This is a genomic window from Candidatus Eisenbacteria bacterium (assembly GCA_013140805.1).
Classification (GTDB): Bacteria; Eisenbacteria; RBG-16-71-46; order RBG-16-71-46; family RBG-16-71-46; genus JABFRW01.
In genome coordinates, this window is sequence record JABFRW010000191.1 from 1 (window position 1) to 12,059 (window position 12,059).

At 67.9% G+C, this 12,059-nt stretch carries 9 protein-coding genes and 1 riboswitch; of the genes, 7 read left to right on the forward strand and 2 right to left on the reverse strand.

The features are described from left to right. Positions 1-1,597: hypothetical protein (locus HOP12_14590; protein ID NOT35369.1), on the forward strand; the 1,597-nt coding region annotated here is incomplete at its 5' end. Positions 1,598-1,615: 18 nt separating this feature from the next. Here HOP12_14590 and HOP12_14595 read toward each other — a convergent pair. Together HOP12_14595 and HOP12_14600 are read right to left on the reverse strand one after the other, a co-directional pair. After that, entirely contained in the window at positions 1,616-2,389 is a 774-nt protein-coding gene (locus HOP12_14595) for an enoyl-ACP reductase (protein ID NOT35370.1), read from the reverse strand. A 16-nt stretch (positions 2,390-2,405) separates the two neighbouring features. Beyond that, the gene (locus HOP12_14600; protein NOT35371.1) at positions 2,406-4,364 is read right to left on the reverse strand and encodes an APC family permease; all 1,959 of its coding nucleotides are present in this window, start codon (positions 4,362-4,364) and stop codon (positions 2,406-2,408) included. Positions 4,365-4,407: 43 nt separating this feature from the next. On the opposite strand from HOP12_14600, the gene HOP12_14605 reads away from it, so the two are divergent. The 6 genes from HOP12_14605 to HOP12_14630 form a co-directional block, all read left to right on the forward strand. Continuing rightward, complete coding sequence (locus tag HOP12_14605; protein ID NOT35372.1) at positions 4,408-6,030, forward strand: hypothetical protein; 1,623 nt, start codon at positions 4,408-4,410, stop codon at positions 6,028-6,030. A 38-nt stretch (positions 6,031-6,068) separates the two neighbouring features. Further along, positions 6,069-6,764 carry a uracil-DNA glycosylase gene (locus HOP12_14610; GenBank protein NOT35373.1) on the forward strand — a complete coding sequence of 232 codons (696 nt, stop codon included), beginning with the start codon at positions 6,069-6,071 and terminating at the stop codon, positions 6,762-6,764. Positions 6,765-6,878: 114 nt separating this feature from the next. Further along, positions 6,879-7,061, forward strand: a riboswitch (cobalamin riboswitch). Positions 7,062-7,155: 94 nt separating this feature from the next. Next, positions 7,156-9,189: a TonB-dependent receptor gene (locus HOP12_14615; GenBank protein NOT35374.1), complete on the forward strand. Its 2,034-nt coding sequence runs from the start codon at positions 7,156-7,158 to the stop codon at positions 9,187-9,189. Between the two features lie 9 nt (positions 9,190-9,198). Further along, positions 9,199-10,611 (forward strand): hypothetical protein, encoded by a 1,413-nt coding sequence (locus HOP12_14620; GenBank protein ID NOT35375.1) that lies wholly within the window; start codon positions 9,199-9,201, stop codon positions 10,609-10,611. 418 nt (positions 10,612-11,029) lie between these two features. Beyond that, a complete protein-coding gene (locus HOP12_14625) occupies positions 11,030-11,692 on the forward strand; it encodes a hypothetical protein (GenBank protein ID NOT35376.1) in 663 nt (220 codons plus the stop codon). Between the two features lie 209 nt (positions 11,693-11,901). After that, a partial coding sequence (locus tag HOP12_14630; GenBank protein ID NOT35377.1) for a hypothetical protein occupies positions 11,902-12,059 on the forward strand: 158 nt, incomplete at its 3' end.

Below are 12,059 nucleotides of genomic sequence, written 5' to 3' on the forward strand. Positions count from 1 at the left end.
CGCCGGCCGCGACCTCGGAGCCGGACCCGCGGTGATGCGCGGTGCGTTTGCCACCCTCGCGGCGCTCGTCGCAGTCGCGCCGATCGTCGCGGCGCCACGCAGCGTGTGCGCCCAGCTCGCGATCGATGGCTTCGTCGAAGTGCAGGGCGGCAACACGCCGTTCGCCGAGCCTCGCAATCGCACCGACACCTACGCCCAGGTCAACGGCTCGTTCGCGATCGATCGAGCGCTGGTCGGACTGCGCTACGAGTCGAACCGCAACAGTGAGGATGCCTTCACTTACGAAGAGATCACGCAGCGCTACTTCGAGATCGCGGACGAACGATTCCGCCTGCGCCTCGGAAACGTCTACACCATTCTCGGCAACGGCCTGCTGCATCGTTCATTCGAGCTGCCGGGCGTGGTGCTCGATCAGGCCGGGCTGCGCTCGCGGTGGGGCTTCGCACGAGACGTCGACGGCGTGCTGGCCGAGGGGCGCTTCGGCCCCGTGGAGTTGCGGGGCTTGAGCGGCAAGCCCGGAAGCGGCGAGTACTCCCCGGCGATTTCTGAGTTGCTCGGACTGCCGCTGCATCGCGGCGAGCTGCTCGGCGGTCAGGCGGTCGTTCGGCTTCCACGCGACGCGAAGCTGGGCGCGGCCTACACGCGGTTCAGCGGCGACGGCAGCCGCCAGGACGAGTTCGGATCGGGCTTCCTCGAACTCGATCCGTTGAGGCTCGCCGGAGTCGAGGGAGTCGCATTCCCGATCGCGGCCGAATACGCGAGACGCGAGCCGCAGCTCGACAACTTCTTCAAGTTCCGCGGTGAGTCGAATCAGGTGCCGAGTGCGCTCTATGCGTCGAGCAACCTGATCGCGGGACCCTTCGCGCTGTCGGCCGAATGGAAGGACTACACCAAGTTCCGCACCGGCATCAACGATCCGCCGTCGCTGGTGCGCGAGCACTCGTTTCCATTGCTCAATCGCAGCACCCATGTGCTCGCCTCGGACGACGAGGAGGGCTATCAGCTCGAGGCCTCGTACCGGCTCGAGCGCTGGGGGCAGGTGGTCGCGAATGTGAGCCGCGGCGACGGACTGGTGAGTCCGTCGCTGCCGCCGCGCCGCTTCTCCGAGCGCTTCGTCGAAGTGCACCTGAGCCCCGTGAGCTGGCCCGCGCTGGAGGGTGCGCTGTTCTACGACTCGAATCGCGACGACTTCGAGGGCTTTCGCTACCGCGAGACCGTCGGCATCAGCGCGACCGCACGCCTGCCTCGCGAGCTCTCCGCCTCGCTCGACGTCGAGCACCTGAAGGCCCGCCGCACGCCGGACCGTTTCGAGGACGACTACCTCGCGGTCTCACTCCAACACGCCACGTGGGGGAGCGCCGCACTGGTCTGGCAGCGCACCACGGACCCCGCCGAAGAGCGCCCGCGCGACGCCGTGAGTCCCGGCGTGCAGCCACGCCACTACCTGAGCGGCGTCGTCAGCGCGCAGATCTCCGAACGCCACCGCGTCATCGTGACCGCTGGCCAGATCCGAGAGGGCCTCGCCTGCACCGCCGGCACCTGCTACAAGGTCCTGGCCTTCGAAGGCGCCCAGCTCAGAATCGAGAGCCGCTTCTAGCCGCCGCGAGGCCGCGCGCTAGGCGACGACGCTGTAGCCTGCGTCGACCATCAGCGTCTCACCGGTGATGCCGCTCGCGAGATCGCTCAACAGGAACAGTCCGGCGCCGCCGACCTCGTCCTTCGTGATGTTGCGCTTGAGCGGCGCCTTCTCGGCGTGAGATTTGAGCATGCCGACGAAGCCGTGCACGCCGCGCGCCGCCAGCGTGCTGACCGGGCCGGCTGAGATCGCGTTGACGCGAATGTTCCTGGGCCCCAGCTCGAGCGCCATCTGACGCGTGATCTGTTCGAGCACCGCTTTGGCGCTGCCCATCACGTTGTAGGACGGCACCGCGCGATCGGCGGCCAGGTAGGAAAGCGTCACGAGGCTCGCGCCGTTCTTCTCGAGCAGCGGGAGCACGCGGTTCGTGACGTTGAGGAACGAGTAGGCGCTGACTTCGAGAGCGACCTGGAAGCCCTCGCGTGAGGTGCTGACGAACGTGCCTTCGAGGTCCTCCTTGCGAGCGAACGCCACGCCGTGGACGAACATCTCGAGCGATCCCCACCGGCTCGCCAGCTCGGCGCTCACCGCGTCGATGCTGGCGTCGTTCGTGACGTCGCACTCGAGCAGCAGTGCCCCCGGCGTTTCCTTCGCGCACTCCTCGACCATGCCCTTGAACCGTTCGCTCGCGTAGGTGAGGCACAGCTCGGCGCCCGCCTTGTGGAGATGCTGGGCGATCGCCCACGACAGGCTGCGGTGGTTTGCCACACCCATCACCAGTGCGTGCTTGCCCTTCAGATCGATCGCGAACATCTCGTCCTCCCGCGACTCACGCCGCGCGCTTCGTCTCCCACACGCGGATCGGCAGGATGATGACCTGCACGCCGCGGAACTGGAGTCGTCTCTGAATCGAATACGCCGTCTCGTGGTGCAGCGAACGGGTGAACAGGTTCTCGCGCTGGAACACCAGCTGACCCGCGAACACCACCGGGCGACGGAACTCCTTGATCAGGTCGAGGCAGATGTCTTCGAGTTCGGCGATCAGGTCGGTGCCGAGCGTGTACCGATACTCCGAGTAGTAGCCGAGGCGGGTGGCAAGGTCCACGTACTGCTCGAGCCCACCGCGCACCTTGTTCTCGAGCGCTTCCAGGTCCTGCACGCCCTTGAACTGCCCCGAATCCACGAGGCCGACCGACACGAACACGAAGTTCTTGAAGTGGCGAGGGAACAGACGCTGGATCGACAACAGCGTGTGGATGCCGAGCCCCGCGTACGACTCGACCAGCACGATCGCGGTCGGCCCGTCGGGCGCCAGCTCGGGACTCTCGGTGACCTCGGGCAGCGGCAGATTCGTCAGCACGTCGTCGAGCGACGACAGCATCTGGCGCACGCCCTGATAGTGCCGCCTCACCACCACGCAGAATCCGAGCAGCGCCCCGGTGACCGCGAGCGTCACCCAACCGCCCTGCAGGAACTTCACAACCGAGGTCACCACCAGGATCATCGCCGTGAGCAGCGTGCCGGTGGTCGCGATCGTGAGGCGACGACGCCAGTGCTGCTGGACCTTTCGCGTCATCCACCAGTGACGCATCATGCCGAGCTGGGTGAGCGTGAAGGTCATGAACACGTTGATCGAGTACATGACCACCAGGATCTTGACCGCGCCGCCGGTGTAGATCAGCACCAGCCCGGCCGCCACGCCCATGCTGATGATGCCGTTCTGCGTCACGAGTCGTTCCGACAGGTGTGCGAAGCGTTTCGGCACCCACTGATCGGCGGCCATCGCGCCGAGCGTGCGCGGTCCGGCGACGAAGCCGGTTTGCGCCGCGACGAACAGCAGCGCGCCCTCGGTGATGAGCGTGAACCACACGATCACGTCGCCGATCGGCAGTCCGCCGGGCTGCCAGTGAGCGACCAGCGCCATCCACAGCGAGGCGTTGAGCGTCTTGCCCTGCTCGTGTTGCACGTCGTTGAGCAGGTAGCACAGCAGGATGCCGCCGGCCATGAACGCGAGCGAGATCGCCATGTAGGTCATGGTCTTGCGGCCGGTCTCGACGCGCGGCTCGCGCAGGATGTCGGTGCTGTTGCTGACCGCCTCGATCCCGGTGAAGGTTCCGCCGCCGAGCGAGTAGGCCTTGAGGAACACGATGATGACCCCGAGCCACCCGAGGTCGGTGATCGCCCCGCGCGTGTCGGAGACGGTATCGGTGAGCAGGTGGGGGAATGCGCTCGTGTGCGTGAAGATGCCGAACAGCACCAGAGTGATGTGGCTGACCATGAACCCGAGGAAGATCGGAGTCAGCACCACCACGGATTCCTTCACCCCGCGCATGTTGAGCGTGGTGAGCGCGGTCACCATGATCAGCTCGCTGAAGAGCTTGAACGGTTGCCACTCCGGGGGCAGGAAGGAGTAGATCGCGTCGACTCCCGAGGCCACGGAGATCGCGATCGTGAGGATGTAGTCCACCAGCAGCGCCGAACCCGAGAGAATGCCGGGGTAGGGGCCCAGCAGTTTGCTCGCGACCAGGTAGCCACCGCCGCCGCTCGGGAACAACTCGATGATCTGGCTGTACGAGGCGGAAATGAGGAAGATGGTCACCACCATCGCCATCATCAGATAGAGCGCGAGGTGGCGATGGGCGCCGAGCTGGAGGAACGCTTCCTCGGGGCCGTACGACGAGGAGGAGAGGCCGTCGGAACCCAGACCCACCCATGCGAAGAAGGCGATCAGCGCGAGTGAGTGGTGGATGCGCGGGTCCAACAGGTTCTTGGGCGCACCGATGAGCATGCCGCGCAGTCGTTCGAGCACCGCGGGAAACTAAGGAGTCGCGATGCGGGAAGCAAGGCCGGTCGGCGGACGATCGCGAGCCGATCGGGTCGCACACGCGTTGCGCGCCTCTGAAGCGATCGCATGCCTGAGCCTCGTTTCGGCCCTGCTGGCGCCGAGCGCGAGCCTCGCGTCGCGCCCGAGTCCTCGCGCGGCGAACGCACGGGCGGCGTCCGGCCCGCCGCGTTTCGTGCTGTTCGGCTGGGTGAGCCCGCCGCCCGAATCGACAACCCGGGCCCGCATCGACGAGATGGCCGAACTGGGGCTCAACCTGATGCTTCCGCCCGAGAACGATGCGGGGCGGCCGCCCGACAATCACGCTCGTCTCTCGCATGCGACTGCCTCCGGACTTCAGTGCCTGGTGTTCGACGACCGGCTGGCGGCCGCGTTCGGACTCGGTCTCGAGACGCCTGCAGGATCCGCGTTGCTCGACTCCGCCGCCGCGGCCTATCGCGGCTCGGCGGCGTTCCTCGGCTGGTACCTCGGCGACGAGCCCACTCCGCCCTGGGCACCTCAGCGCTCCGTGCACGAGGCGCTCAGGTCTCGCGATCCCTCGCACCTGACCTGGAACAATCTGCTCGGGCCCGCATCGTTCGCGACCGACTCGCAGTGGCGCAGCTACATGAGCGGCTATCTCGACTCGATTCCGGCCGCGGTGCTGTCGAGTGCGCACTACGACTTCCTGCGCACCGAAACGCGCGGACGGTTCTTCGAGTTCGCAAGCGGCCTGCGCGCGGTCGCCGACGCGCACGGCGTGCCGTTCTGGGGCATCGTGCAGCTCGTCGAGCATGGTCCGTACCGCGCGCTGACCGCGGGCGAGTTGCGCTGGCAGGCGTCGCATCTGCTCGCCTATGGCGCGCGCGGCATCGGCTACTTCACTTACTGGACGCCGGCTCCCGACACGTTCTGGAATTTCCAGTCCGCGATCATCGCTCGCAACGGCACTCGGACTCCGGCCTACGACGTGTTGCGAGACTTTCATGCACGACTGAGACCGGCTGGCGAAACACTCGCCGACTGCGCGTGGATCTCGACGCAGGTCACCGGCGATCTCCCGGCGGGGGCCGAGCCGTTCGTGGCCGACCCGTTCGTGCGTGGGACCGCGGGTCGCGTGACGCTGGGACGATTCCTGGGACCCGGTGGACTCATGCACCTGGTGGTCGTGAACCGCAATCCGGTCGCGACCCAGGTCGTGCTGCTGCGCCTCGGGCGACTGGACGTCGACCTGCTCACCCAGTTTGGTACCTGGAATCGAGCGCAAGGGCTCGAGGACCCGGATGGCGTCTCGGTTCCACTCATCATCGAACCTGGTGGCTTCGCACTGCTGCGACTGAGCCCGTCGGCGCCGATTCCAGCCGGCGACGGGGGCGGCATTCAGGTGGCACCGAATCCGGCGCGAGGCGTCGTGAGCCTGAGGCTCGCGACCCGGCCTCATCCGGGCACCCTGGAGATTCTCGACGCGCTCGGTCGCGGCGTGTGGAAGCGCGATCTCGCGGAATCGACCTTTGAGTATGGGTGGACTGGCGTCGATCTCGACGGTCGCCCGGTCCCGCCCGGCCGCTATCTCGCGCGGTGGCGCGGGGCGTCCGGCGAATCGACGACGAGCTTCGTGTGGCTCGGCCGCTGAGCGTCGCACGCCCGGTTCCCGCGCGGCGCGAGAGCGCGATCGCCGGTCGAGCGGCGAAACTGGCGACGCTCGAGCGCGAGATCGTAGCGTGCGAGAAGTGCGTGCGGCTGCGCACCTGGTGCCGCGAGGTCGCACGGGAAAAGCGCCGCGCCTTCGCGTCCGAGAACTACTGGGGCCGACCGGTGCCCGGGTTCGGCGATCCACGCGCGCGGCTGCTGGTGGTGGGGCTGGCTCCGGCCGCGCACGGCGGCAATCGCACCGGGCGAGTCTTCACGGGTGATTCGAGCGGCGACTGGCTCTACGAAGCGCTGCATCGCTTCGGCTTCGCGAACCAGCCCGAGTCGACGCATCGCGGCGACGGCCTGCAATTGCGGCACGCGTGGGTGAGCGCCTCGGGCCGCTGCGCGCCGCCCGCGAACAAGCCGACACCCGTCGAGCTCGAGCGTTGCCGCCCGTTTCTCGAGCGCGAACTCGCGCTGCTCGAAGATGTTCGAGTCGTGGTGCTGCTCGGCCACATCGCCCGCGACGCCTGGTTGCGTGCGAGCGGCTGGTGGGAGCGCCTCGCAGCCAGCGAACGTCCGCGCTTCGCGCACGGCGCCGAGTCGCGACTGCCCGACGGCCGCCGCGTGATCTGCTCGTACCATCCGAGCCGTCAGAACACGAACACCCGGCGGCTCACCCGCGAGATGTGGCACGCGGTGTTCCGCCGCGCGCGCGAGATCGCGGACGAGTGACCGCGCGCGGGATCGCGGACGAATGACCGCGCGGGATCGCCGCGAAATGGCGGTCGCGCACCGTACGGCTTCGGCAGGTTTGTTCTTGACGCTGCCCGGGCCCGCGCGCAGTATGCCGCTCGACATCGTTCGGGTGCCCACAACGGGTAAAAGGGAAGAGGGGTGAAAATCCCCCGCGGTCCCGCCACTGTGAAGGGCGCCGAGAGATCCAACGTTCGCCACTGACCGCTGCGGTTGGGAAGGCCGGATCTCTTCAGGCCCTGAGTCAGGAAACCTGCCCGAACGCTAATTGCGCCCAGTGCTCCGGTTGGAGAGCGACGGGGTGAGAGGTTGCCTTCGGCCCTTTCTCCGCGTCGTGCTTTCCGGAGTGGGGCCGTTTCGATCGGGTGCGTTGGACGCCGTGATCGACATGCTGCTGGCGACCTGCCTTCTCGCCGCGACGTTCGCGGCGGACTCCTCGCGTGCGTCGAACTTCGCGAGTGGGGCTGATTCGGCGCGCGTGGTGCCGATTCCGGGCATCGCAATCGAGCGCGACCGTGCCGTCTCGAACGCTCGCCGCCGACACCCGACCGCCTCGCTCACCGAACTCACGCCGCGCGCCGGCACCCGCGCGACGCCGACGCTGCCCGAGTTGCTGGCCGAATCGCCGGGTGCTCACGTCGTCCAGTACGGCGGGCTGGGGGCGTTCAGCACCGTCTCATTGAGAGGCGCCCCGTCGAATCAGGTCGCCGTCTACCTCGATGGCGTGCCGCTCACCACCGCGGCTTACGGCACGGCAAATCTTGCCGACGTGCCGCTCGGAGACATCGAGCGCATCGAAGTGTGGCGCGGCGCCAGTCCGCTCCTGATGGGAGTCGCGCCGGGTGGTGGCGCACTCAACCTGGTGAGCCACGAGATCGGCGCACGCAGCCTCGAGGCGCGCGCGGCGCGCGGCGGCTTCGAGACCTGGGACGCGGCCGTCGCGATGGGGGGGCGACGCGGGCCGCTCGCCACGCGGCTTGCCGCCGGGCGGCTCTCGACCGCGGGCGGCTTCGAATACCTCGACGACAACGGCACGCCTTTCAACGCGAACGACGACTCGCTGCACGCGCGGTTGAACAATCGGCTCGAGTCGTGGCAGGTGATGGCGAGCGCCACGTTCGATGCGCGTCGCTGGCGCCTGACCGCGCGCGAGCACTGGCAGCGCAAGGACCAGGGGGTTCCGGGACTCGGCGCGGTGCCGGCGCTCGCGACCCGGCTCGAGCGCGAACAATTCGTGACGCAGCTCGAGGCCGCGCGGCCGGGTCACGGCGCGATGCCGTCGTTGCGAGCACTGCTCGCACACACCGACACCCGCGACCGCTTCAGCGATCCGCGCGCCGAACTCGGACTCGGCCGCCACGACTCGAACGATCGAACGCGCGGCGCCGGCGCCCACCTGGAGTTCGGGTGGGAGGACCTGCCCGCCGGTTTTGCGGCGCAGGCCGCCGCAGATGCGCGCCGCGACGATGCGCGGCTGCGTGATGCGCTGGATCCGTGGGCCGATCCGCCCGGCAGCCGGCGCGACGTACTCGGAGGTGCGGTCGCGGTCCAGTGGCGGTCCCCGGTGGATCGCCTGCTCCTTCACAGCGCCACGCGCTGGGATCGCTTCGACGACGCGCTCGCTTCGGCCGGAACCCTCGGCACCCGAATCACGCGCGTGACGCGCGACTTCACCTCGCCGCAACTGGGTGCCCGGCTCTCACTGCCGGCGGGACTCGCCGCGCGCGCGAATTGGAGCCGCGCCGAGCGGGCTCCCGACTTCTGCGAGCTGTTCGGCAATCAGGGCAGCGTGCTCGGGAGCGCGACACTGACGCCCGAGCGCAGCGAAGCTTGGGACGCGGGCTTCGAGTGGGCGCAGCGCAGCGTGAGTGCGGCGTGGTCGCACTTCGAGTCGCAGCATCGCGACCTGATCGTCTACGTGCGCGTCTCGCAGAGCAGCGTACGGGCGCAGAACGTCTCGAGCGCTCGCATCTCGGGCGATGAATGGAGCGTTCATGGGCGGCTGCCGCTGGGCTTCGCCGTGACCGGCAGCTTCACCTCGCAGCGCGCGATCGACACCGGGCCGGTCGTCTACTGGAACGGTCGGCGACTGCCGCAACGCCCCGCGCGCCAGGGTTACGCACGACTCGACTGGGCGCGGCACGGCTTCGGAGCCGCACTCGATCTGCAGTGGATCGATGACAACCCGCTCGACCGCTACAACCGCTACAGCGTCGAGGCGCGCCGCCTGCTCGGTGCGCGACTCGCAGCTCCGCTCGCCGTCGGAGGCCTTCGCGCCGTGCTCGAAGGCCGCAACCTCACGAACGATCGTGCCACCGATGTCGCGGGATTCCCGCTGCCGGGGCGCAGTCTCACCATCGCCTGCGAAGCGCGTCTTGCATCCGACGCGCCCTCGCGGCCTTAAGGGGCCCTCATGCTCGCACGCCACCGCACCGCGCTCGGCACCCCGCTGGCGCTTCTGCTTGCCACCTCGACACTCGCACACGCCGCACAGACCCGGGCCTTCGCGATCACCAGTGACTTCAGCACCGGCTCGCTGAGTGTCGTGTCGCTCGACTCGCGCATCGCAACGCTCGATGTCGAGGACCTGAACGCCGACGCGGTCTCGCGGTGGTTCGGCGGCTACCTGTTCGTCGTCAATCGCTTCGGCGCCGACAACGTGCAGGTGATCGGAGGCGCGCCAAGCTTCGACACCTTCAGCCAGTACTCGGTCGGCAATGGCGCCAATCCACAGGACCTGGTGTTCGCTTCGCCGCTCAAGGCGTACGTCTCGCGCTACGGAGCCGCTTCGGTGCTGGTGGTGGATCCGGTCACCGGCGCCGAGGTGGCGGCACCGATCTCACTCGCGCCGCTCGCCGACTCCGACGGCCTCCCCGAAATGGCGCACATGATCCGCGTCGGGCGGTGGCTGTTCGTGGCCTGCCAGCGGCTGACCAACTTCTCGCCTTCGAATCCGAGCATCGTCGCGGTCATCGACACCCAGACCGACCTGCTGGTCGATGTGGATCCCAACACTTCCGGCGTCCAGGGCATCACGCTCGCGCTGCGGAATCCATTCAGTTCGTTCGTATTCGATCGCTCGCGCACGCGGCTGCTGATCGGCTGCAGCGGCAGCTTCAGCGCACTCGACGGTGGGATCGAGGCGATCGATCCGCTCGGCTGGACGACGCTCGGCGTGTTAGTCACCGAGGCGGCGCTCGGCGGCGAGATCTCCGACGTCGCGGTGCGCGACGGCGCCCGTGGTTACGCGGCCGTGAACTCGTTTTCCGATGGTCGTGTGGTGCCGTTCAGCCTCGTCGACGGCGCAGTCTCGCCGGCGATCTACACGGTGCCGAACGGCTTCGGCGTTCCGGACTTCGAGACCAACGATCGCGGCGAGCTGTGGGTGTGCCGCAACACGTTTGCCGATCCCGGGCTGGTGGTGATCCGGATGGCGGACGAGCAGGTCGTTGCGGGTCCGATCTCGACCGGCCTGCCGCCTCAGTCCGTGACCTTCGACGGCGCGACCGATGCGGTGCTCGGAGCACCGCCGGTCATCGCTTCGAGCGGGATCGCGCTCTCGAGCCCGTGGCCGAATCCGGCGCGCGGCGTTACGCGTTTCACGCTGCGCCTGCCCGCGGCCGCGATCGTGAGCGCCGAGGCGTTCGACGCCGGAGGCCGGCGAGTTGCGACGCTTGCAAGGGGTCCACGTGCTGCGGGCGAGTCGACGCTCGAGTGGAACTTACGAGAATCGGACGGGAAGATTGTTCACTCCGGTATGTACTTTGTTTACCTTCGCGTCGACGATCGGGACGCAGGGACGCGTCGAGTCGTGATCTTGAAGTGACGTTGCGGCCGCGCGGGCATTGACACTTTACGATTAGGTGGCAATCGCCACCTGTGTTGGCGCGTCTACTGCTAGTACACAACACGGAACTCCGGAACGCGTCGTCGCGAAATCTGCGGCACTCCCCGCGCGAGCCCGGAACTGGAGAAGCCGCACCGACCGTCTCGCCCGATGATCGGTGCATCGTTCAACCGGGCTCACGCCCGTCTCCGGCACGATCAATCCCACCGCTGATCGTGCGTGACACCCAGCAGTACAGCACCGCGAACTCCTCGGAACCGATCTCGGTCGCGTTCCCTCTCTCGCGGGAAATACTCACGCGACGCGCCCCACTCTCCCGCGCTCGTGATCACTGAGGCATGGCCGCTGCGAGTACTTCGCCGACGAATCTCCATTCGTGGGCTGGGGAGGGCTTTCTGTGCGCATTGCATCCGGCATTCGGCGCTTCGGCATCATCGCATTCCTGATCGGACTTCCCGTGACCGCGCTCGCTCAGGGTAGCGTCCAGCTCCAATGGACGGCTCCCGGTGACGACGGCATGGTGGGAGTTGCCACGTCGTACGATGTTCGCTATCACCTGCTCCCGATCACGGATCAGAATTTCATTCTCGCCACCAGCGCTCCTTCGCCGCCGGCCCCCGGTGTCGCCGGAACCACCCAGACCCTCACGATCTCGAATCTCACGATCGGCAACCGCTACTACTTCGCGATCAAGTCGCGTGATGACCAGGGCAATCAATCGCCACTCTCGAATGTGGTGTCCTACATCGTCACCGGCGCGGTCGGCGTAGGCGATGCGCCTCTGGTGCTGAGCTTCTCGCGTCCATTTCCGAATCCCGCGCGCACGCAGGTCACGGTCGAGTTCGTGCTGCCCGAAGCGCGCGAAGTCAGCGCCGAGATCTTCGATGTCGGCGGGCGTCACATTCGGTCGTTCCCAGGCGGACTGCGCGGAGCGGGCAGGCACACGCTCGCGTGGGACACCCGTGACGACAATGGTAGACCGGTCGCGGCCGGGCAATACATCGTGCAGGCTCATCTGGGTCGCGACCGGTTCGTTCAACGAGTCACCGTTCTGCAGTAGCGGTGGTGCAGGAATCGCGGCGGTGGCTGTGAGGCCGTAGCGGCCCACCACAGCGCCGCTCGCGGTTGGCGAGGGGCGGGAGCGGTCGTGCAGATCGTGGTGCACGCAGCGTTCCGCACGTTCAGGGTGTGCCCCCGGCAGCCCGAACGACCCTCGCCATTCTTCTTTTCATGCGCGAGCGACGGCAGGTCCGGTAGGCTTGTCGCCCCGTGAACCCGACCCGTCGACTCAGCCTCCGGATCCTGGCCCTGGCGGCCGGCCTCGTGCTCGCCGCCTCCGGACTCGCCGCGCCGGTCCGCGCGCAGGCGCCGTTCGATTCGGTGCTCGACCGCCCCGCACTCGCCGACTCGAGCGCGCGCGACTCGAT

Excerpts from the sequence above, each read along its gene's own strand:
- HOP12_14595 (NOT35370.1), bottom strand. The coding sequence starts at position 2,389 with ATGTTCGCGATCGATCTGAAGGGCAAGCACGCACTGGTGATGGGTGTG.
- HOP12_14600 (NOT35371.1), bottom strand. The coding sequence starts at position 4,364 with ATGCTCATCGGTGCGCCCAAGAACCTGTTGGACCCGCGCATCCACCAC.
- HOP12_14605 (NOT35372.1), top strand. The coding sequence starts at position 4,408 with ATGCGGGAAGCAAGGCCGGTCGGCGGACGATCGCGAGCCGATCGGGTC.
- HOP12_14620 (NOT35375.1), top strand. The coding sequence starts at position 9,199 with ATGCTCGCACGCCACCGCACCGCGCTCGGCACCCCGCTGGCGCTTCTG.